The organism is Sphingopyxis sp. (genome assembly GCF_025869345.1).
Taxonomy (GTDB): Bacteria; Pseudomonadota; Alphaproteobacteria; order Sphingomonadales; family Sphingomonadaceae; genus Sphingopyxis.
This window is the reverse complement of the sequence record NZ_JAOZVW010000058.1, coordinates 1-23,991: the sequence shown is the minus strand read 5'-3', so window position 1 is coordinate 23,991 and position 23,991 is coordinate 1. Positions and strand designations below refer to the sequence as shown.

At 68.2% G+C, this 23,991-nt stretch carries 19 protein-coding genes; 8 read left to right on the top strand and 11 right to left on the bottom strand.

Features of this window, described 5'->3' with window-relative positions; translation table 11 throughout:
- Positions 1-5: 5 nt before the first annotated feature.
- Positions 6-2,264: a TonB-dependent receptor gene (locus tag OJI97_RS06420; RefSeq protein ID WP_297662205.1), complete on the bottom strand. Its 2,259-nt coding sequence runs from the start codon at positions 2,262-2,264 to the stop codon at positions 6-8.
- 260 nt (positions 2,265-2,524) lie between these two features.
- Here OJI97_RS06420 and OJI97_RS06415 point away from each other — a divergent pair, with 260 nt between their 5' ends.
- Genes OJI97_RS06415 through OJI97_RS06405 form a run of 3 tightly spaced genes read left to right on the top strand, consistent with a single transcriptional unit; the run spans position 2,525 to position 6,084 of the window.
- The gene (locus OJI97_RS06415; RefSeq protein ID WP_297662203.1) at positions 2,525-4,072 is read left to right on the top strand and encodes an amino acid permease; all 1,548 of its coding nucleotides are present in this window, start codon (positions 2,525-2,527) and stop codon (positions 4,070-4,072) included.
- Entirely contained in the window at positions 4,069-5,058 is a 990-nt protein-coding gene (gene dgcA / locus OJI97_RS06410) for an N-acetyl-D-Glu racemase DgcA (protein ID WP_297662201.1), read from the top strand. Before OJI97_RS06415 ends, dgcA begins: the two co-directional genes overlap by 4 nt.
- 24 nt (positions 5,059-5,082) lie before the next feature.
- Entirely contained in the window at positions 5,083-6,084 is a 1,002-nt protein-coding gene (locus tag OJI97_RS06405; protein ID WP_297662199.1) for a DUF1611 domain-containing protein, read from the top strand.
- On the opposite strand, the gene OJI97_RS06400 is transcribed toward OJI97_RS06405, so the two are convergent.
- On the bottom strand, positions 6,071-7,462 hold the full coding sequence (locus OJI97_RS06400; RefSeq protein WP_297662197.1) for a serine hydrolase: 1,392 nt from the start codon (positions 7,460-7,462) through the stop codon (positions 6,071-6,073). The genes OJI97_RS06405 and OJI97_RS06400 overlap by 14 nt on opposite strands.
- Positions 7,459-9,804: a penicillin acylase family protein gene (locus OJI97_RS06395; protein ID WP_297662195.1), complete on the bottom strand. Its 2,346-nt coding sequence runs from the start codon at positions 9,802-9,804 to the stop codon at positions 7,459-7,461. Before OJI97_RS06395 ends, OJI97_RS06400 begins: the two co-directional genes overlap by 4 nt.
- A gap of 139 nt (positions 9,805-9,943) precedes the next feature.
- Between OJI97_RS06395 and OJI97_RS06390 the strand changes: the two genes are divergently transcribed.
- Genes OJI97_RS06390 through OJI97_RS06380 form a run of 3 tightly spaced genes read left to right on the top strand, consistent with a single transcriptional unit; the run spans position 9,944 to position 12,734 of the window.
- Positions 9,944-10,768 carry an acetoacetate decarboxylase family protein gene (locus tag OJI97_RS06390; RefSeq protein ID WP_297662193.1) on the top strand — a complete coding sequence of 275 codons (825 nt, stop codon included), beginning with the start codon at positions 9,944-9,946 and terminating at the stop codon, positions 10,766-10,768.
- Entirely contained in the window at positions 10,765-12,255 is a 1,491-nt protein-coding gene (locus OJI97_RS06385) for an aldehyde dehydrogenase family protein (RefSeq protein WP_297662192.1), read from the top strand. Before OJI97_RS06390 ends, OJI97_RS06385 begins: the two co-directional genes overlap by 4 nt.
- 5 nt (positions 12,256-12,260) lie before the next feature.
- Positions 12,261-12,734 (top strand): GNAT family N-acetyltransferase, encoded by a 474-nt coding sequence (locus OJI97_RS06380; RefSeq protein ID WP_297662190.1) that lies wholly within the window; start codon positions 12,261-12,263, stop codon positions 12,732-12,734.
- 3 nt (positions 12,735-12,737) lie between these two features.
- On the opposite strand, the gene OJI97_RS06375 is transcribed toward OJI97_RS06380, so the two are convergent.
- The 6 genes from OJI97_RS06375 to OJI97_RS06350 all read right to left on the bottom strand — a co-directional run bounded on the left by OJI97_RS06375 (position 12,738) and on the right by OJI97_RS06350 (position 19,072).
- Positions 12,738-14,051 carry a glutamine synthetase family protein gene (locus OJI97_RS06375; RefSeq protein ID WP_297662188.1) on the bottom strand — a complete coding sequence of 438 codons (1,314 nt, stop codon included), beginning with the start codon at positions 14,049-14,051 and terminating at the stop codon, positions 12,738-12,740.
- Positions 14,048-14,698, bottom strand: a complete 651-nt coding sequence (locus OJI97_RS06370) for a cysteine hydrolase family protein (RefSeq protein WP_297662186.1) — start codon at positions 14,696-14,698, stop codon at positions 14,048-14,050. The genes OJI97_RS06375 and OJI97_RS06370 overlap by 4 nt, the downstream gene beginning before the upstream one ends.
- Positions 14,695-15,588, bottom strand: coding sequence for a MurR/RpiR family transcriptional regulator (locus OJI97_RS06365; RefSeq protein ID WP_297662184.1), 894 nt, complete (start codon positions 15,586-15,588; stop codon positions 14,695-14,697). Before OJI97_RS06365 ends, OJI97_RS06370 begins: the two co-directional genes overlap by 4 nt.
- 137 nt (positions 15,589-15,725) lie before the next feature.
- The gene (locus tag OJI97_RS06360; protein WP_297662182.1) at positions 15,726-16,496 is read right to left on the bottom strand and encodes an N-formylglutamate amidohydrolase; all 771 of its coding nucleotides are present in this window, start codon (positions 16,494-16,496) and stop codon (positions 15,726-15,728) included.
- A 111-nt stretch (positions 16,497-16,607) separates the two neighbouring features.
- On the bottom strand, positions 16,608-17,942 hold the full coding sequence (locus OJI97_RS06355) for an amino acid permease (RefSeq protein WP_297662180.1): 1,335 nt from the start codon (positions 17,940-17,942) through the stop codon (positions 16,608-16,610).
- Positions 17,939-19,072, bottom strand: a complete 1,134-nt coding sequence (locus tag OJI97_RS06350; RefSeq protein ID WP_297662178.1) for a PepSY domain-containing protein — start codon at positions 19,070-19,072, stop codon at positions 17,939-17,941. Before OJI97_RS06350 ends, OJI97_RS06355 begins: the two co-directional genes overlap by 4 nt.
- Before the next feature lie 157 nt (positions 19,073-19,229).
- On the opposite strand from OJI97_RS06350, the gene OJI97_RS06345 reads away from it, so the two are divergent.
- Both OJI97_RS06345 and OJI97_RS06340 read left to right on the top strand, forming a co-directional pair.
- Positions 19,230-20,219 carry an alpha/beta hydrolase gene (locus OJI97_RS06345; protein WP_297662176.1) on the top strand — a complete coding sequence of 330 codons (990 nt, stop codon included), beginning with the start codon at positions 19,230-19,232 and terminating at the stop codon, positions 20,217-20,219.
- A 115-nt stretch (positions 20,220-20,334) separates the two neighbouring features.
- Positions 20,335-22,278, top strand: a complete 1,944-nt coding sequence (locus OJI97_RS06340; RefSeq protein ID WP_297662174.1) for a CocE/NonD family hydrolase — start codon at positions 20,335-20,337, stop codon at positions 22,276-22,278.
- A gap of 6 nt (positions 22,279-22,284) precedes the next feature.
- On the opposite strand, the gene OJI97_RS06335 is transcribed toward OJI97_RS06340, so the two are convergent.
- Together OJI97_RS06335 and OJI97_RS06330 are read right to left on the bottom strand one after the other, a co-directional pair.
- Complete coding sequence (locus tag OJI97_RS06335; RefSeq protein ID WP_297662172.1) at positions 22,285-22,971, bottom strand: VIT family protein; 687 nt, start codon at positions 22,969-22,971, stop codon at positions 22,285-22,287.
- A gap of 19 nt (positions 22,972-22,990) precedes the next feature.
- Complete coding sequence (locus OJI97_RS06330; RefSeq protein WP_297662170.1) at positions 22,991-23,911, bottom strand: SMP-30/gluconolactonase/LRE family protein; 921 nt, start codon at positions 23,909-23,911, stop codon at positions 22,991-22,993.
- Positions 23,912-23,991 lie beyond the last annotated feature (80 nt).

The following is a 23,991-nucleotide window of genomic DNA, read 5'->3' as shown; positions in this document are numbered from 1 at the left end:
TCTCGTCAGAACCGCTGGCTGAAGCTGACGCCGATGGTCCGCGGCGTGTTGATCCCCAATTTGGCGGGTGCGAAGAACATCGTGCTGTTGTCCGCGACACCCGCATAGACATCGAACAGATTCTTCGCGAACAGCGTGATGTCGAACTTGTCCGACCGCAGGCCCAGATGAACGTCGACCGTTTCATAGGCTTCGAGCGGAACCGACAGGAATACGCCTTCGATGTTCGACCAGCGCCGCGATTGATATTGGATATTGCCGCCGACAAAGGCGCGCCAGTCGCCGCCGACGTTCCATTCATATTCGGGATTGATGCTGAACGTCCATTTCGGGGCAAAGGGCAGCGCGCCGCCCACCGTCCCGCCGAAAGTGGGGTCCGATCGGGTCAGCGTCGCATCGGAGTAGCCGACGCCGCCGGCGATCGACAGGCCGTCGAACGGCCGGGCGGTCACTTCCAGTTCGAAACCCTTGCTCTCGGCGTCGCCGGCATTGCCGAATGCCCCGAAGGCGCCGAAGGCGACGAAACCCTGAATGTTCTTCCAGTCGATATAATAGAGCGCGCCGCTCAGCGTCAGGCGATTGTCCAGCAAGCTGGCGCGCGCGCCGACTTCGTAGTTCCACAGCGTTTCCGACCCGAACTGGTTGGTGAAGCCGGGAGGGGCCGGCACGCCTTCGGGCAAGGTGCGGGGGCCGCCCGGGCGATAGCCGCTGGCGGCGCGCGCATAGAACATCAGCTTGTCGCTAGGCTGCCAGCGGAGGTTGGCGAGATAGCTCACGACCCCCTCGCTCGATGTCGGCAGCGTATAGGCGAGCGGCACCGTCGGATCGTCGGGATTGCCGATCAGACCCAGGTCGCGGCCGCGCAGGCTGGTCTTGTTGTGCGCGTAGCGCAGCCCGACCGTCATATCCAGTTCGGGGGTCAGATAGTAAGTGAGGTTGCCGAAAACGGCATATTCCCGATATCTGCTGTGCTCGTTTCCGTCATAGACGCGTAGCGTCGAGGTGTCGAAGGCGTCGCTCGGCAGGATCGGCTGGAAGATCGAGATGAACTCCGACTTCTCCTTGGTATAGAAGCCGCCGACCAGCCATTGCAGCGGCCCGTCGCCGGTCGACGACAGGCGCAGCTCCTGCGTGAACTTCTTGGTCTCGAGGCCATAGAGGAACTGCACGCGATCCCCCGGCGGCACCAGATCGACATAGTCGGGCGTATAGTCCGCGCGCTTGCGGTTGCGCGCGACCGAATAGCTTGTTGCCGACACCAGCGAGATATCGGAGCCGAGGTCATAGGTGATCGTCGCCGACCCGACCTGGGTGCGGGTATGATTCCATTCGGGCGTCGTGAACTCGCTGTCATAGCGGCCATAGGTCGGGATGATCGCGCGAGGCTCGTCGGGAATGAACCCGAAGAAGGCCGCCTGATCCACCGCGACGCCGTTGATGCCCTCGCTGTTCAATTGCTGAATGATGCCGCCCAGCCGGATCGACAGATTTTCGGTCGGCGTCCACAGCAGCGACGCGTTGAGGCCCTTCGACACCACGCGGTTGACGTCCTTTTCGCCATCGACGGCATTGTCCAGATAGCCCGGATCGCGGCGGTAGAATCCGCTGACGCGCAGCGCCAGCCGGTCTGCCGCGATCGGAAGGTTGACGTTGGCGCGCAGCGAAAAGCCGGTCTCGCCATGGCGGACCGACGACACTTCCTGTTTCGCGCCGAACGAAAATTCGCGCGTGTCGGGCGCTTTGGTAACGAACTTCAGCACGCCGCCGGGGGCGCTGGCGCCATAAAGCGTGCCCTGCGGTCCCTTCAACACTTCCACCCGTTCGAGGATGCTGGGATCGAGGTCGGGGGTCAGCAATGCGCCGCCAGCGAACAGCGTCGACGATCCGAACGGCACATCGTCGATATAGGTGCCGGTCGTCGCGTTGAAGGTGACGCTGTTGATGCCGCGGATCACGACCTTGGCGAGGCCGGGCGACCCGAAGGTCTGCATCGACACATTGGGCATGTTGCCCAGATAATCCATCAGGCCGTTGGCATTCTGGCGGTCCAGCTTTTCGCCGGTCTCGACGCTGATCGCCATCGCGACCGATGTCAGCGCCTCGGCCCGTTTGTTGGCGGTGACGATGATGGTGTTGTCGTCATGCCCGGCGGCGGGTTTGGCCTCCTGGGCGAAGGCGCCCTGCGGCAGGGCGAAGGCGAACAGGCCGGCGCCGGCCAACGCAGCCCTTCTGATCGATGCGGTCCCGTTCGTCTTGCCAGCCATCCTCATTCCTCCCGAAATGTCCGGTGGCATCGCCGCGCCTTGTCGTCCGCGATCGTTGCCCTCTCCCCAGTTTCGCGTTGACTATATAATTTCTTCAAAATTCGTCAATACTGATATTTTGAAAGATTTTCATCATTTTTGAAATGGCGCGAATCCCCCGGTTTTCGAACAAGTCTGGCCCGATCCCGATTGGGTTTGATCCCGATAGGAAAGGCACGCCTCACCCGGTCCGGGCATAGTCGGTGCAAGGGAGCCGGACCATGACACGCGTTAGAAAAAACGGCCTGTTCGTTCGCAAGAGCGTCGCCCAGGTCCGCATCGAATCGGTCGACCACGGGCTGAAACGGTCGCTCGGCCCCATCGATCTGATGTTTCTCGGCGTCGGATCGACGATCGGCGCCGGCATCTATGTGATGACCGGAACGGCGGCGGCCACCTTTGCCGGACCGGCGGTGCTGATCTCCTTTGTCATCGCCGGCTTTGCCTGTGCCTTTGCCGCGCTCTGCTATGCCGAGCTGGCATCGACGATGCCGGTGTCGGGATCGTCCTACACCTATGCCTATGCGACGCTGGGCGAAGTTGCGGCGTGGACGATGGGATGGCTGATCGTGCTCGAATACGGCGTCGCCGGCGCCACGGTGGCGGTCGGCTTTTCGGGCTATTTCACCAGCCTTGCCGCCGATTTCGGCCTTCATGTTTCCGCTGCGCTGACGACCCCGCTGATCCATGTCGCCGATGCCGGGACCGGCCAGGTCTCGATCGGCGGATCGGTCAATCTGGTCGCCGCGGCGATCATCCTGCTGGTGACGGTCCCGCTGTTGTTCGGCGTGTCGCAATCGGCGGCGGTGAACAGCGTCATCGTCGCGATCAAGGCGGGCATCCTGCTGGTCTTCGTCGCGATCGGCGCCGGTGCGATCGACCCCGCCAACTGGGTGCCGTTCATCCCGGCCAACGAAGGCGGCTTTGCCTATGGCTGGCCGGGAGTGTTCCGCGCGGCGTCGGTAATCTTTTTCGCCTATATCGGGTTCGAGACCGTCTCGACTGCCGGTGCCGAAGCGCGCAACCCGCAGCGCGACCTGCCGATCGGCATCCTCGGCGCGCTGACCATCTGCACCTTGCTCTATATCGGCGTCGCCGCGGTGCTGACCGGGGTGGTGCCGTTCCGCGAACTCGGCGTTCCCGATCCGCTGGGGGTCGCGGTCGAGGCGATGCACAAGCCCTGGTTCGCGCTGGTGATCAAACTGGGCGCGGTGATCGGCCTGACCTCGGTGCTGCTGGTGCTGTCCTACGGCCAGTCGCGCGTCTTTTTCGCGATGTCGCGCGACGGGTTGATGCCGCCGCTATTCGCCCGCCTGCACCCGCGCTATTGCACGCCCTGGGGCGGGACGATCGCACTCGCAATCGGTATGGCGGTGGCCGCCGCCTTTCTGCCGATCACGCTGCTCGGCGATCTCGTCAGCCTGGGCACCGCGATCTCTTTCGCGATCATCTGTTTCACCGTGATCTGGCTGCGCAACACCCATCCCGAAATCGAACGCCCGTTCCGCGTCCCGCTGGGCGGGTTCCGGGTGCGCGGCCTCTGGATCGGCGTCACGCCGCTCGCCGGCATCCTCTTGTGCAGCGCGATGGCGGGACCTTTGCTGTTCGATGTCGGGCAGAAGATCTGGGCGGGCAATCCGGTGCCGGCGATGCTGCTGGGCGGCCACGCGCTGGCCGGGGCGGCGATCTACATCCTCTATGGGCACCGCCATTCGCGGCTGGGCAAGGGGCCGGAACCGGCCGTTCCGGCGCCGGAGGCAGCCGAATGACCGCCCCCCTGCGCGCCGAAGCCGTCGTCGAGCGATGGGCGCTGGCGACGCCCTTCACCATTTCGCGCGAGCGGTTCGACGATGTCGCCGTGGTCCTCGTCACGCTCGACGACGGGCGCCACCGGGGACGGGGCGAATGCTGCCCGGTGGGCCATTATGGCGAGACGCCCGCCGGGGTCCTGGCGCAGGTGGAGGCGATGCTCGGCGCCTTGCGCGCCGGTGCGGTCTGGGCCGATATCCACGACGATTTCCCCCCGGGTGCCGCGCGCAACGCGGTCGACTGCGCGGTCTGGGATCTGCGCGCGCGCCGCGAAGCGACGCCTGTCTGGGCGCTGCTCGGCCTGGCGCGCCCGGTTGCCGTCGAAACCGTGTTCACGATCAGCATCGACACGCCCGAAGCCATGGCCGCGGCGGCGCGCGCGGCGACCGGCCACGCGCTGCTGAAGCTGAAGCTCGGCGGCGCCGACGACAGCGCGCGCGTCGCGGCAATCCGTTCCGCCGTTCCGGGCAAGCGGCTGATCGCCGACATCAACGAAGCCTGGACCCCCGCCGACTTCGCACGCCACATGCCTGCGATGGCGGCGGCGGGGATCGAGATGGTCGAACAGCCGTTCCGCGCCGGGATGGATGCGCCGCTGGCCGATTGCCACCGCCCGCTGCCGATCGGCGCCGACGAATCCTGCCACGTCGCGGCGGACGTCGCAAAGCTCGCCGGCCGCTACGACGTCGTCAACATCAAGCTCGACAAGACGGGGGGGCTGACCGAAGCGGTCCGCCTGCTGCGCGCTGCGCGGGCGGCCGGGCTCGACACGATGGTCGGCTGTATGCTCGGCACGTCGCTGGCGATGGCGCCGGCGATGCTGCTCGCCCCCGCCTGCCGCTTCGTCGATCTCGATGCGCCCTTGCTGATGGGCCGCGACCGCGACCCCTCGCTGGCCTATCGCGACGGCTGGATCGACCCGCCCGCCCCCGGCCTCTGGGGCTGAACCCACCAACGAAACGGACATGCCATGACCATTGCCCAGCCCTATCTGCTCTTCCTCGCCGACGCCCCGCACGCCAAGACCGCGTTCGGCGTGCGCCACTGGCGGCCCGACGCCTGCGCCGCGCAGTTCCGCTATCCGGGATCGACGCTCGACCTCGGCCTGCCCGAGATGACGCCGGAAGAAGCGGCGGCGGCGGGGGTCAGGACGCTGCTGATCGGCGCGGCCCCGGCGGGCGGGATGCTGCCCGACCGCTGGATCGGCGATCTGGTCGCGGCGATCCGCGCCGGCATGGATATCGCCAGCGGGCTCCATGCCCGGCTGACCGACGTGCCCGAACTGGTCGCCGCGGCGACGGTGGCGGGACGCCGGCTCCACGACGTCCGCCACCCGACCGAAAATTTCGCGATCGGCGGTTTCGAGCGCCGCCCCGGCAAGCGGCTGATCACCGTCGGCGCCGACTGCGCGGTGGGCAAGATGTATACCGCGCTCGCCATCGAACGCGAACTGCGCGCGCGGTCGGTCGCCGCCGATTTCCGCGCGACCGGCCAGACCGGCATATTGATCGCCGGTAGCGGCATATCGGTCGATGCGGTGATCTCCGATTTCGTCGCCGCCGCCGCCGCCTCGCTGTCGCCCGCCGCCGCAGACGATCATTGGGACGTGGTCGAGGGGCAGGGATCGCTGTTCCATCCCGCCTATGCCGGGGTCACGCTGGGGCTGCTCCACGGCAGCCAGCCCGACGCGATGGTGCTGTGCGCCGATCCGTCGCGCACGACGCTCGGTGACTTCCCCGCCTATCCGCAGCCCGGCCTTGGCGATTGCATCGCGCGCTATACCGATTGCGCCCGGCTGACCAATGCCGACGCGCGGGTGGTGGGGATCAGCCTCAACACCTCGTCGTTGAGCGAAGCGGCCGCCGCAGACCTGATCGCGCGCACGCAGGACCGGCTCGGCCTGCCGTGCGTCGATCCGGTCCGCACCGGGGTCGCGGCGATCGTCGACTGGATGGAGATCAGAGCGAACTGATCTCGTAGATCAGCCCGCCCTTCGTATAGCCGACGGTGACGAAGTCGTGCCGCCCGGCGACGGTCAGGCGGTAGCGGCGGCGCAGGTCGTCGCCCGCCCGGCTTTCCTGCACCAGATCGACCGCGGACAGCGGCGGGGTGTCTTCGCTGTAATCGTCGAGCGCGTCGGCGCCCAGCCGCTCGACCAGCACGCGCATCTCGGGCGCGAACAACGCCGGATCGGCCGGATGCTCGCGGCGCATCAGGGCGCCGAACAGGGCGGTGCGTTCGGGCATGGGATCGGCGATGACGGGCAGCGAGGCGGGGGTGCTGCCCGGCGCGACCTGCTCGATCAGGTCGAGGCCGATCGCCCCGATCGCGTCGCTGTCGGCGTTGACGGCCATCATCATCGTCAGGCCGCTGGCGGGATCGTGATAATGGCAGGCGCGGAACCCCGACACGCTGCCGGTATGCCACAGAAAGGGCGTCCGGCCGGGCAGGCGGTCGATGACCCAGCCCATGTTGTAATAGCAGGGCCGGCCGCCGTTCAGCCGGGTCGGCGTGTGCATCCGCTGCATCGAGGCGGCCGACAGCAGCGAGCCGTTCCACAGCGCCGCCGACCAGAGCGGCACGTCGCGCGCCGACATCAGCACGCCTCCCGCCGCGACCGACGATATGGTCGACGACATCGGCGTGGCATGGCGGATGACGCCGTCGACCATCGCATAGGGTTCGGCGCGGCCCGCGATCACCGCTTCGCCGTCGTCGACCCGTGCATCGCGCAGCCCGGCGGCGCGAAACATGGCGTCGACACTCGCGGCATAGGGTGCGCCCGTCACCTCCTCGATCAGATAGCCGAGCAGCGTGAAGGCGGCGTTGGAATAGGACCACGCCGCCCCCGGCGCGAAATCGAGCGCGCGGCCCCTGGCCCAGGCGAGCACGTCGGCGCGGCTCCACGGACGGTCCCAGACGATGCTGTCCCAATCGGGAATGCCGCTGCTGTGATTGAGAATCGTCGCGACCGGCGCCGCCTGCCAGGCCTGCGGTAACCCCGCGACATAGCGGCCGATCCCGGCGTTCAGGTCCACGCGTCCGGCATCGACGAGGCGCAGGACGGCGGCGGCGGTGACATGCTTGCCGACCGATCCGATGTGGAACAATGTTCCGGGCGTCACCGCGACCCCGAAGGGCAGGCTGGCCTGCCCGGCGGTCAGCAGATGCGGCGGTCGGCCCGGGCGCGCGATCGCCGCCGCCCCGCCCGGCAGTCCCTCGGCGGTCAGCCGTTCGCGAAACCAGCGGTCGAGATCGCCGGCCGCGGTCGGCGCGGCGCGCGCGCTTCGGGCGCTCAGCGATATGCCAACACCGAGCGCGCCGCCGATCAGGGCGCGGCGGGTCGTCATTGCGCCACCGTCATCGTGCGATAGGCGGGATCGGCCTTGATCTGCGCCTCCGTAAAGGGCTGCGGCTTCAGTTCGCCCTTGGCGAAGCTCGCCGCCTGATCGTCCGAATGCGGCGATGCCGGATCGGACGAATTCGAATAGGCGAGCAGCGCCTGCGCCACCGGACCATCGTCGTCGAAACCGACGATCTGGATATAGCTGCTGCCCAGCGTCGGCACCATATGCCCGCCGCCCGGCGCCAGCACGCTATACATGCTGTTATAGACGTCGCCCCCTGCGCCGCCGGGCACCGGCACCCGGCCGCCGCGGGTATCGACATATTGGATCTCGCCCCACGGCCGGGTCCAGTCGATCCCGTCCTTGCGTTGTGCCACCACCGCCTTGCCCAGCGCCTCGCGCAGCCGCGCGCGCACCGCGGGGTCCCCCAGTTTCAGGCTGTGCGGCGTCGCCACCGGGTTGTGCGGGTCGAACGGCGCCGCCCAGATGTCCCGCTGAAATTCGAGCGGGTTCCACCACGCCGCGAACAGCGGATAGCCAATGCTCGCCGGATTGGTCGTGCCGTCCCACGCGGTCAGCGTCGCGCAGGGGGCGGCGAGGTCGATCGTCTCGCCTTCGATGGTCACCGAGCCGGGCTCGGCGCACAATTGCGCGATGTCGCCGTGGAGCAGCCCGCCATAGAAGACGCGGTTGCTGAACGCGATGTCGTGCAGCGACCGCGCGTCGAAGCGGTCGCCGGGCCGCCCGTCGGTGCCCGCGAGCCGCGCGTCGATCTGTTCGATCCCCATCCGGGTGCGGCCGCCCTGCGCGACATCTTCTGCGCTGACGATGTCGGGATAGCCGGTCAGCGGCGCCCTGGCGTTGGTCAGCCAGGCGCTGTCGTTGGAATTCTGCACATAGTCGCTGCGCCACAGCACGGGCAGCCGGTCACCGGGAACGATGCCCTTCTGGCGCAGGCCGGGCACCTCGTCCCACGCGCAGCCGGGGTTGCTGCCGTCGAGCACCATCACGCCCTCCGCCACCAGCGCGCGATAGGGTTCGGCGACGCAGCGCGCCTGCTTGGCGGCGGAAACGTTGGGGACGACGGTCACCCCCAGATAGAGCGCGCGGCCGTCGCGGTCGGCGGCGATGGTGTTGACCCACGGCAGACCGAGCACAGACTGGACGCGGTCGGCAAAGACCTCGAGCGTCGGCGCGCTATCCATCGCGTGCCACATTTCGATCATGCGGTCGTTGCCGGCGTTGGCGTCGCCCAGCGCATAGGCCCTGGTCGCGCTCCATTCGAACGCACCGGGCTTCGCGACGATGGGGCCATAGATGGTCTGCCAGAAATCATGGCGTTCGGTCTTGTCCCCGACCATGATCGACACGCCCTTCTTTTCCATCGTCAGCCAGCGGTCGCCGACGCGGTAGCGGGTCGGATCGGCGGGATCGAGTTCGAGCACGTGAAGGGTGAAATGCGCCGAGGTGTTGACCGTGTGGCTCCACGCGAAGTCGCGGGTAAAGCCGATGTTGACCACCGGCAGCCCGGCGAGCGACGCGCCCATCACGTCGAGCTGGCCCGGCATGGTCAGGTGGAACTGGTAAAAGCGCAATATGCCCTGCCATGGATAATGCGGATTGCCGAGCAGCAGCCCGCGCCCGTCGCCGGTCGCATCCTTGCCCAGCGCTACGGCGTTGCTGCCGACGCCATAGGATGCGTTGCGCCGCGCCACCGCGCTGAAATCGGCTGCGACCTCCGCCGGCGACGCGCCGGGGGCGGGCGGCTTGGCGCCGACCAGCTCCTTGACGAATTGCAGCGAGCTTCCTTCCAGCGCATAGCGCCGCATCAGCCGCATGATGTCGTCGGTAGTCAGCGGCCGGACCCACGGCTTGGACCGGCAGGCGGCGGGCAGCGCCGCGCCGCCGGTGTCGGCGAGATAGCGGTTGAAACCCGCGACATAGCCCGCCACCCGCGCCTGCACCGCCGCCGGCTGCGCGCGCCACGCCTCGGCCACCTCGGCCGGGCTGTTGACCAGCCCGAAATACAGGTCCGAGGTCCGGTTGTCGGCCCGGATCGAACCCGAATCGATGTCGGGTCCGCCGGTCGCATCGGGCGCGAAATAGCGCGAGCGCTCGCCCGCCACCGTCACCATTTCCTCGGCGAACATGCAGACATTATCCTGTGCATAGGCATAGCCGAGGCCGAAGCCCAGGCTGCCTTCGTCCGCCGCCTTGATGTGGGGAACGCCAAAGCCGGTGCGGCGGATTTCGGCGCTGTAATGCGGCGAACCGGCGGCCAGCGCGGAGGTTCCGCCCAGCGCCCACAGGCCCAATATCATCGCAAGGCCGGTTCTTTTACGCATCGAGCATCTCCCCTTGGCTGGGCCTGTTCAGCCCTATGTTTGCGATCTTACATTATCTATATATTATACGTCTATGATTATTATTTGACATAGAGGGCAGAGCGAGGGATGATAGCGGCGGATTCAGCCGGGAGCACCCATGTCCTACGCCTTCCTGCCCGCCATGCGCTATCGCATGCCGACCCATTTCGGCCCCATGCCCGGTCCGCGCCAGGGGCCGGCGGGCGAGCGCTATGAATGCCGCGACGATCCGCGCCAGCATATCGTCCACGCCGCCTTCGCCGCGCCCGCCGATCGGCTGGCGGCCTTCATGCCGCCGGGATTTCGGGTGGCGCGCGGCGAATTGCACGCGACCTTTTGCTACATGACCGAAATCGCCTGGCTCGCGGGGCGCGGCTATAACACTTTCGGCATCACCATCCCCGCCGTCTATGCGGGCGCCGACGGGTCCGTCGCGGGCGATTTGATGCTCGTGCTGTGGGAAAATATGGCCGATCCGATCATCAGCGGGCGCGAGGAGCTGGGCTTCTCGAAACTTTATTGCGACCTGCCGCCGCCGATGGAGACCCCCGGCCGGCTGCTGTGCCGGGCGAGCTGGGACGGTTGCGGCTTCGCGGCGCTCCGGCTCGAGGGGCTAGGCGCGGCGGCCCCGGCGGCGGAACCCGCGGCGCCCTCGCAGGGCCTGCTCCATTATAAATATGTCCCGCGCACCGGCGCGCCGGGGGTCGCCGATGCCGAATATGCCGTGCTGACCCCCGCCGCGGGCGGGCATTTGCGGGTCGAACGCGTGGAAGCGGCCGCGGCCGCGACGCTCGACTGGCGGCGGTCGAGCTGGGAGGATCTCCCGACCCTGCACCATATCGTCGACGCGCTCGCCGATGTGCCGCTGGGCCCGTGTCTCGCCGCGTCGGCCAGCGTGACGCGGGGCGCGAAAGACCTCAGCGATCAGTGCATCCTGCCATGACGACCGACTGGCACGCCGCCGCCCGCGCGATCGCGTTCGACGGGCGACCCTTTATCGGCGGGGAGGCCCGCGCGCCGCGATCGCGGACCAGCTTCACCACCGTCTGCCCCGCGACCGAACAGCCGCTGGCGACGATGCCCGACGCCAATGCCGAGGATGTCGACCGCGCCGTCGCAGCGGCGCGGCGCGGCTTTGCGGAGGCCTGGCGGTCGATCGCGCCCGACCGGCGGCAGGCGCATCTTCGGGCGCTGGCGGACGCGATGCAGGCGCGGCGCGACGAACTGGCGCTGCTCGACTGCCTCGAAATGGGGATGCCGATCGGCAATGCCCTGGGTGCCGTCGACGAGGCGGTGCGCTTCACCCATTATTATGCCGACGCGATCGGCCAGCCGCGCGGCGAGGTCGCCAATGCCGACGCCGCGGCCACATGGGCGATGAACTGGTATGAACCACGCGGGGTGGTCGGCATCATATCGTCGTGGAATTTCCCCTTGCTGGTCGCGGCGTCGGCGATTGCCCCGGCCATCGCAGCGGGCAACACGGTGGTCGTCAAGCCGTCGCCGGTCGCGCCATCGTCGGTGCTGGCGCTGGCGCGGATCGCGGCCGAAGCCGGGCTGCCGGCGGGCGTGATCAACGCGGTGGCGGGCGGCGGCGACGCGGGCGCGGCACTGGCGGCCCATGGCGACGTCGATCAGATCGGCTTCGTCGGATCGGCAGCCACGGGCCGGCGGATCATGGTCGCCGCGGGCGAATCGAACGGCAAGCCGGTGATGCTCGAAGGCGGCGGCAAATCGCCGCAGATCGTCTTTGCCGACGCGGTCGACCTCGATGGGCTGGCCGATTCGATCGCCGCGTCGGCCTTTGCCAATTCGGGCCAGATATGCGTCGCGCGAACCCGCCTGCTGGTCGAGCGCGGACACGCCGAGGCGCTGATCGAACGCGTGTGCGAAGCCACCGTGCGGCTGTTCACCGCCGGCGACCCGCTGGACCCCGCGGTCAATTACGGCCCGCTCGCCAGCCGCGCGCAGCGCGACCGGGTGCGATCCTATCTCGACATCGGCGCGGCCGAAAAGGCCGATCATCGGCCGGTCGCGACCGGCGGGACGCTGCCCCGCCGCGGCTATTTCGCCGCGCCGGGTATCTTCGCCGCCGCATCGGGCGCGATGCGGGTCGCGCGCGAGGAGATTTTCGGGCCGCTGATCGCGCTGATTCCCTTTGCCGGCGAGGCCGAGGCGGTGCGGATCGCCAACGATACGCCGCACGGGCTGGCGGCGACGATCTGGACCCGCGACATCGCCCGCGCGCGGCGCATGGCGCGCGATATCGACGCCGGACGGATCGATATCCGCACCAGCGCCGCCATGGGCGCGCCGCTGCAACTGATGCCCGCCGAACCCTTTGGCGGGTCGGGCCACGGGGTGCTGGGCGGTGGGCAGGGGATGCGCGCTTATCAGCGGCTGAAGGCCGTCCAGATCATCACCGAATGAGCGACATGGCGGCCCTTCATATTGCTCCCCTGCTCGATCATCCGGCTGCGATCGATACGATCGCTGGCTGGATAGACGCGGAATGGGGCGCTTTCAGCGGGCGCACGCTCGCCGATACGCGCGCGCGCTTTACCGAGGACGCGGCCGCGGTGCTGCCGCGCAGCTATGTCGCGCTCGACGGCACGCTCCCGGTCGGCGTTGCCAGCCTGCGCGCGCGCGACAGCGTCGATTGGGATCCGGGTGCCGGGCCCTGGCTTTGTAATGTCTATGTTCCCGCTGAAGCGCGCGGCGCGGGCATTGCGGCGCGCTTGTGCGGTCACGTCGCGGGACAGGCGGTGGTGCTCGATTTTCCGGCGCTGTTCCTCGCATCGGCGGCGGGCGACGATTCGCTCTATTACCGTCTCGGCTATCGCACCTACCGGATCGTCGATCACGATGGCGAGCGGCTGCACCTGATGAAGCGGTCGCTGCGCGCCTGATGCTTAATAAAGGTCGCGGTAGAGCCGGCACGCCTCGTCGGGCGAGAGGTCGGCGAGCCGCGCCAGCTCCGCCTGACGGACGCTGAGCCACGTCGCGGCAAAGTCTGGCGCGAACCAGCCATAGGCCGCCGCATCGCCTTGCCACGCCGCCACCGCATCCTCCAGCGTTTCGGGCAGGCGGCGCAGGTTCAGCGCGGCGCAGGCCGCCGCGTCCAGCGTATCGGGATGCTCGGCGATCACCGGCGGCGGCGGCAGGTCATCGGCCAGCCCGCTTAGCCCGGCGCGGATCAGAGCCGCGATCGCGACATAGGGATTGGCGGTAGCGTCGGCGGCGCGATACTCGATATTGTGCTGCCGTGCGGGATCGCGGCCATTCGCCGTCGTGGTCGGGCAGATGCGCAGCGTCGCTTCGCGATCGCGGTCGGCCAGCCAGGTCCACGACGCGCTCCACCCCTGCGGCCGCAGCCGGTAATAGGATGTCACGCTCGGCGCGCTGAATAGCGTCAGCGCCGGCAGATGGCGCAGGATGCCGGCGCAGAATGCCGCGCCTTGTGCCGACAGGCCGCCGGGCTGCACGGCGTCGTAACCGGCGGGACGGCCGTCGGCATCCGTCAGGCTGAAATGGATGTGGACGCCGTTGCCGACCGCGCCGGGCGCGGTCTTGGGCGCGAAGCTCGCCTGCCAGCCGCGGACCCCGACGATTTCGCGCACGATCTCGCGGATCGCGATGGCGCGGTCGGCGGCGGCGACCGGATCGGCGGGCGAGCAGGTCACCTCGAACTGGTCGGTGCCGAATTCGGCGAGCACGACTTCGGGATCGACCCCCGCCTCGTCCAGCGCCGCCATCAGGTGCGGCGCAAAGGGGTCGGCGCGGCGCAGCGCGGCGATCGACAGCGGATGCGCGGCGGGAAAGCCGGCGCCGAAGATCTGAAATTCCTGCTCGACCGCGATGCGCAGCGACAGGCCGGTTTCGGCCCGCAGGGCGGCCACCGCGTCGCGCAGCAGGGTGCGCGGGCAACAGCGCCACGGCGTGCCGTCCAGTTCGACGATGTCGCCCATGACAATGTCGAACGGCGTCGCCGCCCCGGTGGCGCTGGTGCGATAGCGCGCCGTGCGGTCGGCGACGACGCGCAGGTCGCCCGTCGATCCCCACGGGTTGGGGGTGGCGATGCCGCCGAAGGGGGTCAGCGCCAGATTGGCGGGAAGCCAGCCGATCCCGCCATCGTTCCCGGCTTCATAGCGTGCGGTCGGTACCCAGCGGCCGCGCGTGATCGCAGCGAGGTCGGTGGTGACGATGCCGGTCAGCGCCATCGTCATGCCGCGCGCATCGCCCGAAAGCGCGCCTCCACCGCGTCGGTATCGGCGATCCAGCAATAGCCGCCGAAGGCGCCCAGCGCCTGGCGGTGGCGCTCGGCCGTCGCGGCGGCGCAGGCGTCGCCGACGCAGGTGACGACAAAACCGCGATCGGCGGCGTCGCGTACCGCCATGTCGACGCACTGGTCGGTCATGATGCCGGCGACGACAAGGTGGGTGATGCCAAGGTTGCGCAGGACATAGTCGATATTGGTCGAGTTGAAGACGCCCGACGAGGTCTTGGGCAGCAAGATCTCGTCCGCGCCGACCGCCAGTTCGGGCACCGGCAGCGCCAGCGGATCGTCGGGTCCGACGTGCAGCGGCGTCATCTTATGGTCGAGCGAGCGGTCGCGCCCGTCGCGCGTGAGGCTGCGGATGATCGTATGGATCACCTCGACCCCGCCGGCGCGCGCGGCGGCGAGCAGCCGCGCCTGATTGGGGATGGCGCGCCCGGCGACATCGCGGTGAAAGGGATGGTCGGCGCCCCAGTCCGGATGCCCCGGATTGCGTCCCGGCTCCAGCCAGATCCGCTGCATATCGACCAGCAGCAGGGCGGTCGCCGACGGCGGATAGGGATCGTCGCGGCGGATATCGGGACGCGAAATCGTCATGGGGCAGGGTCATCCACGGTTACGGCATTGGCGCTGCGCAGCTTTTCGAGATCGGCGACGCGCCGTTCCATCACGCGCTTTTCGCGCACGACGGCATGGGCGACGAGCGCCTCCATCTGCGCCACGGCGGGGGCCAGCGAATCATAGGGCGAATCGACCTCGACCGAGGCGATGATGACGACATCGGCAAACTCGGCGACCGGCGACATCCACGGATCGGTGAACAGGATCACATGCGCGCCCCGCGCTTCGGCCTGGCGCGCGAATTCGACGACGTCGGTCTGGTAGCGGCGATAGTCGAAGACGATCAGCGTGTCGCGGCGGCCGATGTCGACGAGCCGGTCGAAACTTTCGAGCGTCAGCGGCGAGATCGAATGCACGTCCGAGCGCAACTGCAGCAGATAGCCCGCCAGCATCCCGGCGACGTGGCGGCTGAAACGGCCGCCGACCAGCGTCACGCTGCCCTTCGCCCCCATGATCAGGTCGACCGCGCGGTCATAGGGTTCGGGAACCGCCGCCTCGGCCGCGTCGCGCAGCTTCTGGGTGACCGATGCCATATAGCGGTTGACGGTCGCGTCGTGCGCGTCCCCCGCCTGCTTGGTTTCGAGCATCATCAGCGGCGAGCGCAGCCGCGCCTCGACATCTTCGAGCAGCGCGGCCTGAAAGGCAGCGAAATTCTCGAACCCGAATTTGGTGACGAAACGCGCCACGGTCGGGTCGCTGACCCCGGCGCGCTTGGCGAGGCTCGACGCGCTGCCGAGCCCGGCCACCGGATAATCGGCGAGCAGCAACTGGACGATCCGCGATTCGGACCGGGTCAGGCTGACCGTGCTGCGGCCCAGCATGTCCCGGATCGGCATCCGTTCGGTCTTTTGCGTGTCGTTCGCCATAGCGCCCTTTTCCTAAAGCTCGTCCCGCCGCGACGCGACAGGCGCCACGACCCTTTCGTCCGAAAGGCCAGGCGGCCGACGATAAGGCATGTTGCGGGATGACGCGATAGGCGTCGGGGGCAGGCGAACCGCGCGATTCACGGCGCGGCCGCTTCGGGGGCCAGGATCGCCGCCACGCGCCGGGCCCACGCATCGATCTGCGCGCTGTCGGCCAGCCCGTCGTTGCGGATTTCGATCAGCACGGCGGGGATGTCGCGGTCGTCGCCATGAACCAATATTGCATAATCTTCCTGGCGGCTGACCGAATAGGGCTGGTTGACGCCGATATGGAGCGCCGGGTCCGCCGCCAGCCGCGCGACCAGCCGTTCGCCCAGCGCGGCCGCGCGGCCGAACAGGATGCCGGCGTGCCAGGGCCGCACCTGATTCAGGAAGGTAGGGTTGAAACTGTGGATCGCGATCAGGACGACGGGTGATCCGGCGGCGATCCGGGCGTCCACCAGGCCGCCGATCGCATCCTGATAGGGCATGAAAATCCGCGCTTGCCGCAGCGCGCGCTCGGCTCCGTCCAGATCGCCGTTCGCCGGGATGGGCGTATCTTCCGAGAGGGCGACGATCGATCCGTCGCCGTCGGGCGGCCGGTTGAGGTCGATCAGCAGGCGCGAATAGGTGCCGAGAATGGCGGTCGCGTCGAGCAGCGCCGCCAGCCGCCGGGTCACCGCCGCTGCGCCGATGTCCCAGGCGATGTGGCGGTCGAGGTCGGCCTGGCCGAGCCCCAGCCCGTCGTAGCAGGCGGGAATATGGTTCGATGCATGTTCGCACAAGAGGATGATGGGCGACCGCCCGGACGGATTGATCCATTCCACCGGATCGGGCCAGTCCGACAGGTTCGGCGCGGTCAGATTATCCATAAAGTCTCCGGCCGATCGGTCATGCTGATCCATTGCAACTATATTACACATATGACATAAAATCAGTCAATGGCAATATATGTAAAAAGACCAACATAAAAATGACCTGTCTCAGGCCGCCGCGCGGCGACGCGACAGGACGCGATAGGCGAGCATCAGCAACGCGGTGGTGGTCAGCCCGGCCCAGGCCTGGGATGCCAGGCCGGGCGTCGCCAGCATCGACGCGATCACCGCGACCATCGCCGCGATGACGACCGGTCCGGTCGCGCGCGGCAGGCGGCTCTCGCCGCCCTGGCGGACGAAGCGCATATGGGCGAGAACCAGCATCAGATAGACGATCAGCATCACCATGCCGGTCGCATTGACCAGCATCGCGAACAGCCGCTCGGCCGACAGCACCGACGCCAGCACCGCCAGCACCGCGGCGCCCGATCCGGCCAGGATCGCGCGCACCGGAACGCCGCGCCCACCCGCCTTGGCGAAAAAGGCCGGCGCCTCGCCCTTTCCGGCCAGCGCCACCAGCACCCGCGAGCAGACATAGACGCCCGAATTCATGCACGACAGCACCGCGACGATGATCACCGCATTCATCATCAACGATACGCCGGGCGCGCCGACGGCGGCGAGTGCCATGGCAAAGGGCGACGCGCCGGGACGAATCCCGGTCCACGGGACGATCGCGACGATCAGCAGCATCGAGAGCAGATAGAAGAGCGCGACCCGGATGATCAGCGTCGTGGTCAGCCGCGCGATCACCGGCCCCGGTTCGTGCGCGTCGGCGGCGGCAATGGTGATGATCTCCGCGCCGACCAGGGCCAGGATCACCGCGGTCACCCCCGAAAAGATCGACGCCGCGCCAAAGGGCGCGAAGCCGCCATAGGCATAAAGCGGTGCGGGAATGCCGCCGCCGCCGATCATGCCCTTGCCGACCGCGAAGGCGGCGACGCCGATGAACAGGATGATCGCCGCCACCTTGATCCCCGACAGCCAGAATTCGGATTCGCCGAAGGCGCGGACTGACAACAGGTTGAGCGCGGTCATGCCGGCGACCAGCAACAGCCCGATCTGCCACGCCGCCGTCCCCGGCAGCCAGGTGGCGATGATGCTGGCGCCGGCCAGCCCCTCCAGCGCGATCGCCAGCGCCCAGAATATCCAGTAGAGCCAGCCGGCGACGAAGCCCGCGCCGTCCCCCAGGCCGATGCGGATATGCTCGGTGAACGATCCCGCGCCGGGCGACGCCAGCGCCATGTCGGCCAGCATCCGCATCACCAGCAGGATGAGCACGCCCGCGACGGCATAGCTGACGACGATCGCCGGGCCGGTCGCGGCGATCGCCGCGCTGCTGCCGACGAACAGCCCCGACCCGATGATCCCGCCGATGGAGATCATGCTGACGTGACGGGCCTTGAGCGGGCGCCGGTCCGCGGTCGCGGCGTCGTGGGTCATCCGATTTCCGATCCGTCCATAGGGGGCATGGCGCCCCGTTTTCGCCGCGCCGGGGCCGTCCGGCGATGGCGTCGCGACTGCCAGAGCCAGACGCCGAGCAGGATCATCGCAGCCAGCCACAGTCCGATCAGAAAGATCGCGATTCGCCCCGGCAGGCCGCCGATTTCCCCGGTGTGGATGGGATAGAGCAGGTCCAGCGCCCGTTCGCGCAGCGGCATGGCGAACGGGTCGACCCGGCCGATCACGCGGCCATCCGCCGCCGCCACATAGACGATCGTCGACCCGAAGATCAGCGCCGCCTCGCCCCGCTGGCGGAACTGCACCCCATAATAGGGCATGCCGGCGGCCGGATAATCGATGCGGGTCAGGACCGCCTGGGGGTAGAGGCGGCGCGCGCGCGCCACCGCCGCCGGCATCGCGATCGGGGCTTGCCCTTTCCCCAACGCCGGGGCGGATGGTTCATAGCGCTCGATCCCCGCCATCGCCTCGATGCCGGCGAGAAAGATCAGCGCGGTGCCGCAGCCGATGGTGAGGAGGGCGGGGATCGCCATCGCCAGCCCGGCCGCGCGGTGCCAGCCATAGGGCCGCGCCGGGCCGCGCAGCCTTGCGGGAGGGCGCAGCGCCATGCGCCAGCGCGCCCATGTCCGCCCCGGCCAGGCCAGGCAAAGGCCGAGCAGGATGTTGGACAGCAGCAGGAGGCCGCTGATCCCGACGATCCACATGCCGGCGTCGCCCGCGAGCAGGCTTTCGTGAAGGTCATAGGCGGCGGTGAACAGGCCGCCGTTGCGGATGCCGTCGCCGGGCCCGTGGTGGCGCAGCACCCGCCCGCTGCCGTCGATGCGCAGGGTGACCCGTTCGCCGCCGTCGTCCAGATTGATATCATAGCGATCGAGGCCGCTGCCGCTGGTGTTGAGCGACCGGACGGCGAGGTCCGGATCGGCCGCGACCAGCCCGGTCAGCCGGGAATCGATCGCCGCAATGTCGGTCGGCACGCGCGGCGCCGCGACCGTCGCGTCGTCGATCTCCCACTGAAACACCAGCAATAACCCGGTGAGCGCCTGGACCAGCCAGAAGCCCAGCATCGCGATGCTCGCCCAGCGATGGATCGACCGAATGCGCGCGCCTGTCATGCCCCCTCCCTTCCAGCACGGAATAGAGGGCGAACGCGCGCGCGGCACAACCCGCTACGTTGGGCGGGTGGCCCGGCGGCGCAGATAAAAGACCTGCCGGAGAACGTCCGCCCCGACCGCCGACCCTAGATTGACCGGATCGCAAGTGGAGAATGACATGCAAAGCCCCGATAATCTCGATCCCGACATCCGCCGGTTCATCGAGTCGGTGCAGGCGGGCTGGGCGCGGCATCCGCCGCTCGCTTCGGTCGGCATGGCGCAGGCGCGCGCAATCGCCGAACGGGTGCGCGCGCCGTGGGCCGCTGGCGGTCCGGTCATGGCGCAGGTCGACGATATCGCGGTGCCGCATGGCGGGGGCACGGTTCGCGTGCGCCTCCATACCCCGGCGTCCGCCGCCGCGACGGGGCCGGTGCTTGCCTATCTGCACGGCGGCGGCTGGACGCTGTTCAGCATCGTCACGCACGACCGGCTGATGCGCGAATATGCCGACCGTACCGGATTTCGCGTCGCTGGTATCGACTACAGCCTGTCGCCCGAAGCGCGCTTTCCCTGCGCACTCGACGAAACGGCGGCGGTGATCGACTGGCTGCGCGATCAGGGGGAATGGCTCGGCATTGCGCCCGGCCGGATTGCGGTCGGCGGCGATTCGGCGGGGGCGAATCTGGCGCTGTCGGCGGCGATCGATCGGCGCGACGCGGGGGAGGCGGGGCTGATCAAGGCGCTGCTCCTCAATTATGGCGCCTATGACGACCGCTGCGACCGGCCCTCCCACCATCGCTACGACGGCGCGCCCTATATGCTGGGAAGCGACGAGATGCGCGGCTTCTGGCGCAATTATCTGGGCGGCGGCGATCCTGCGCCGGCGCGGGCGGCCCCGATCCGCGCGGCGCTCGGTGCGCTGCCGCCCTCCTTTCTGTGCGTCGCCGAATGCGATGTGCTGCGCGACGAGAATCTGGACATGGCGCGGCGGCTTGAAGAGGCCGGCACGCGAGTGCAGTGCGCGGTCCATCCGGGCGCCTCGCACAGCTTTCTCGAAGCGATATCGACGTCGGCGCTCGCCGAGCGCGCGGTCGATCAGGCGGCGCGATGGTTGCGGCAAACGCTGGAGGGCCATCTGTCGAGTCCGGCGGGCGGTGCCCCCGCCTAGCTGCGCCGCTCGCGCGATAGGCCCGGGTGGGCTAATAAAAGGCCCGGCGCCCACAGCCTCTTGCCGCGCGGCGGGGGATGTGTTGCGCTGAAGACAGACAACAGGGGGCATCCTTATGAAGCATCGCATCCTGACCGCGGCGATCGCGGGCCTCGCGCTGACGGCGGTCGCGGCGGGCGCGCAGCAGCGCGCACCCTCTGCAGGCGACACGCCGCCCACCTTCGTCCAGCCCACCGAAGGCATGGATCACGAACGCCGCGAGGTGATGATTCCGATGCGCGACGGGGTGAAGCTGCACACCGTCATCCTGGTGCCCAAGGGCGCCCGCCACGCCGGAATCCTGCTCACCCGCACCCCCTATGACGCGAGCGCCATGACCAGCCTCGCGCCCAGTGGGCGGCTGGCGGCCATTCTCGACGGTTATGACAATGCGCCCGACGTGGTAGTCGGCGGCGGATATATCCGCGTCGTCCAGGACGTGCGTGGGAAATATGGGTCGGAGGGCGATTATGTGATGAACCGGCCGCTCGCCGGGACCCCGCTCAACCCCGGCAAGGTCGATCATTCGACCGACACCTACGACACCATCGACTGGCTGGTGAAGCATGTCCCCGAAAGTAACGGCCGCGTCGGCATCATCGGGATCAGCTATGACGGCTTCCTGCCGCTGATGGCGCTGATCAACCCCCATCCGGCGTTGAAGGTGGCGGTGCCGATGAACCCGATGGTCGATGGATGGGACGGCGACGACTGGTTCCACAACGGCGCGTTCCGCCAGCAGAACCTGCCCTATATGCTGGAACAGGAGGCGTCGCGCGACAACAGCGTCAAATGGTGGTCGAACTACCGCGACGATTACGACCTCTATCTGGCGGCGGGATCGGCTGGCGCACTGGCGAAAAGCCGCGGCCTCGACCAGACCGGCTTCTGGAGCAAAGTCGCGCGGCATCCCGCCTATGACGATTATTGGCAGCAGCAGGCGATGGACCGGATATTGGCCGCGCGGCCGCTGACCGTTCCGACATTGCTGGTCCACGGCCTGTTCGACCAGGAGGATATCCACGGCGCGATCGCGGTGTGGCAGGCGCTGAAGGACAAGGATGGCGCGGCCCGCCTGAAGCTCGTCATCGGCCCGTGGAACCACGGTCAGCAGATTCACGAGGCGAGCGCGCTCGGGCCGATCAAATGGGGGCAGGACACCGGCTTGTGGTTCCGCCGCACCATATTGGCGCCGTTCCTCGCGCAATATCTGGTCGACGGTGCGCCAAAGGCCGACATTGCCCGCGTGACCGCGTTCGAGACCGGCGTGAATGCATGGCGGCAACTGGCGGACTGGCCCGCGGCGTGCCTCGATGATTGTGCGGGTGCGAGCAAGCGCCTCTATTTGAAGCCCGGGGGTGCGTTGGGGTTCGATGCCGCGGCCGGTCCGGCGCGGACGGTCGATTATATCTCCGACCCGGCGAAGCCCGTCCCGTTCCGCGCCCGCCCGATCCTGCCGGTGGGCTATGAGGGCGAACGCACCTGGCCCGACTGGCTGGTCGACGACCAGCGCGAGGCGTCGGGCCGCACCGATGTCGTCACCTTCACGACCCCGGTGCTGACCGCGCCGGTCCAGATCCGGGGCAAGCCCGTCGTCCACCTGACCGCCGCGACCAGCGGCACCGACGCCGACTGGGTGGTGAAGCTGATCGACGTCTATCCCGGCGAGGTGGCCGGTGACAGGGCGATGGGCGGCTATCAGCTGGGAATCGCCATGGACATCTTTCGCGGCCGCTATCGCGAATCGCCCAGCGTCGCGAAACCGATCGCCGCCGACACCCCGCTGCTCTATCGCTTTGCCTTGCCCGACGCGAACCACGTCTTCCTGCCCGGGCACCGCATCATGGTGCAGGTGCAGTCGAGCTGGTTCCCGCTCTATGACCGCAATCCCCAGCGCTTTGTGCCGAACATCATGTTCGCGAAGCCCGAAGACTATGTGAAGGCGACGCAGCGCATTACCGTGTCGGGGCCGGACGGCAGCTATATCGCGCTGCCGGTGGTCCGCGCCGCCACCGATTAGGGGATATCAGCCGACCGCCCCGAACAGCGACCCGATGGCGATCGTCGCGGCCATCGCCATCGCGCCCCAGAAAGTGACGCGGACGAGGGGGCGCAGCATCGGCGCATTGCCCGCCCAGGCGCCGAGCGCGCCGAGCAGCGCGAGGAAGATCAGCGACGCGGCCGATACCGTCCATGGCAGCGACGCGCCGCGATCGGCGAACAGGGTCGCGAGCGGCAGCGCAGCGCCGATCGAAAAGCTCGCCGCCGAAGCCGCCGCCGCCTGCACCGGCCGCGCCCGCGCGTCGTGCGTCAGGCCGAGTTCGTCGCGCAAATGGCTGTCTAGTGCATTATGGTCGGTGAGCTGCCGCGCGACCTGTTCGGCCAGCGCCCGGTCGAGCCCGCGCTGCTGATATATCTGCGTCAGCTCCTCGAGTTCGAATGCGGGATCGTTCGCCAGTTCGTGCTTTTCGGTCGCGATGTCGGCCTTCTCGGCGTCGCGCTGCGAACTCACCGAGACATATTCGCCCGCCGCCATCGACATCGCCCCGGCGACGAGCCCCGCGGTGCCGGTGACGAGGATCGACGCCTGTTCCGCGCCCGCCGCCGCGACCCCCGCGATCAGGCTGGCGGTCGAGACGATCCCGTCGTTCGCGCCAAGGATGGCGGCGCGCAGCCAGCCGATGCGCGCCACGGCGTGGGTTTCGCGGTGCATGATCCCCTGTTGCCTTTCGTCAATATTGCAGCTTGAGGCCCGGCCGCGCCCAGCGCGTCTTCACCAGCCGTCCGCTGCCCGACAGCGTCAGATAAGCGTCGCGCATGTCGTCGCCGCCGAACGCGATGTTGGTGGTGAAGATATCGTCGGTGGCGACGAACTCGACCAGTTCGCCTTCGGGCGAGACGACGCTGATCCCGCATTCGCCGATCGTCGCGACGCAGATATTGCCGTTCGCTTCCATCGCGAGGCTGTCGAAGAATTTATAGCCCGCAGGGCGATAGAGCGGGATGCCGGGGCCGCCGGGGCCCGCCGCGTCATCGACCTTGCCGGGGGCGATGATGTTGAACTTCATCAGGCGGCAGGTATAGGTTTCGGCGGCATAAAGCGTGTTGCCGTCGGGCGAGATGCCGACGCCGTTCGGGTTGTTCGACGGAAAGATCACTTCCTCGATGAAGCTGCCGTCGGCCTTGGCATAGAAGATGCCGACGATGTCGTGGGCGCGCTTGGCATAATCGATCTTGCCGTGATCGGTGAACCAGAAGCCGCCATGGGTGTCGAACATGATGTCGTTCGGGCCGCGCAGGATCACGCCATGGTCGCCCGATTTGTAAAGCACCTCGACCGCACCGGTGTCGAGGTCGATGCGCTCGATCCGGCCGCCCGAATAATCGCTCGCGATGCCGTGCGGGGCGAGATAGCCGTTCGCCTCGACATAATGGAAGCCGCCGTTGTTGCAGCAATAGAGCTTGCCGTCGGGGCCGAGCGCGAGCCCGTTGGGGCCGCCGCCGGGGGTCGCGACGACTTCCTTGCGGCCATCGGGCCAGCAGCGCGTGATCCGACCCTGCTCGATCTCGACGACGATGACGCTGCCGTCGTCCATCACCACCGGCGCCTCGGGGAAGCGTAATCCGTCGGCGATCAGTTCAAACTCGGCCATATCCTCTCCCTCTCCATTGTCCGTTTCCTTTTTCGTCACCCCGGACTTGATCCGGGGTCCCGCTTGTCCCGCTGCTTAGC

Bases quoted from the DNA above. Each gene is read 5' to 3' on its own strand.
- OJI97_RS06385 (WP_297662192.1), top strand. From the start codon at position 10,765: ATGACGACCGACTGGCACGCCGCCGCCCGCGCGATCGCGTTCGACGGG.
- OJI97_RS06380 (WP_297662190.1), top strand. From the start codon at position 12,261: ATGGCGGCCCTTCATATTGCTCCCCTGCTCGATCATCCGGCTGCGATC.
- OJI97_RS06415 (WP_297662203.1), top strand. From the start codon at position 2,525: ATGACACGCGTTAGAAAAAACGGCCTGTTCGTTCGCAAGAGCGTCGCC.
- OJI97_RS06340 (WP_297662174.1), top strand. From the start codon at position 20,335: ATGAAGCATCGCATCCTGACCGCGGCGATCGCGGGCCTCGCGCTGACG.
- OJI97_RS06355 (WP_297662180.1), bottom strand. From the start codon at position 17,942: ATGACCCACGACGCCGCGACCGCGGACCGGCGCCCGCTCAAGGCCCGT.
- OJI97_RS06345 (WP_297662176.1), top strand. From the start codon at position 19,230: ATGCAAAGCCCCGATAATCTCGATCCCGACATCCGCCGGTTCATCGAG.
- OJI97_RS06395 (WP_297662195.1), bottom strand. From the start codon at position 9,804: ATGCGTAAAAGAACCGGCCTTGCGATGATATTGGGCCTGTGGGCGCTG.
- OJI97_RS06365 (WP_297662184.1), bottom strand. From the start codon at position 15,588: ATGGCGAACGACACGCAAAAGACCGAACGGATGCCGATCCGGGACATG.
- OJI97_RS06350 (WP_297662178.1), bottom strand. From the start codon at position 19,072: ATGACAGGCGCGCGCATTCGGTCGATCCATCGCTGGGCGAGCATCGCG.
- OJI97_RS06360 (WP_297662182.1), bottom strand. From the start codon at position 16,496: ATGGATAATCTGACCGCGCCGAACCTGTCGGACTGGCCCGATCCGGTG.
- OJI97_RS06420 (WP_297662205.1), bottom strand. From the start codon at position 2,264: ATGGCTGGCAAGACGAACGGGACCGCATCGATCAGAAGGGCTGCGTTG.
- OJI97_RS06405 (WP_297662199.1), top strand. From the start codon at position 5,083: ATGACCATTGCCCAGCCCTATCTGCTCTTCCTCGCCGACGCCCCGCAC.
- OJI97_RS06330 (WP_297662170.1), bottom strand. From the start codon at position 23,911: ATGGCCGAGTTTGAACTGATCGCCGACGGATTACGCTTCCCCGAGGCG.
- dgcA (WP_297662201.1), top strand. From the start codon at position 4,069: ATGACCGCCCCCCTGCGCGCCGAAGCCGTCGTCGAGCGATGGGCGCTG.
- OJI97_RS06390 (WP_297662193.1), top strand. From the start codon at position 9,944: ATGTCCTACGCCTTCCTGCCCGCCATGCGCTATCGCATGCCGACCCAT.
- OJI97_RS06400 (WP_297662197.1), bottom strand. From the start codon at position 7,462: ATGACGACCCGCCGCGCCCTGATCGGCGGCGCGCTCGGTGTTGGCATA.
- OJI97_RS06335 (WP_297662172.1), bottom strand. From the start codon at position 22,971: ATGCACCGCGAAACCCACGCCGTGGCGCGCATCGGCTGGCTGCGCGCC.
- OJI97_RS06370 (WP_297662186.1), bottom strand. From the start codon at position 14,698: ATGACGATTTCGCGTCCCGATATCCGCCGCGACGATCCCTATCCGCCG.
- OJI97_RS06375 (WP_297662188.1), bottom strand. From the start codon at position 14,051: ATGACGATGGCGCTGACCGGCATCGTCACCACCGACCTCGCTGCGATC.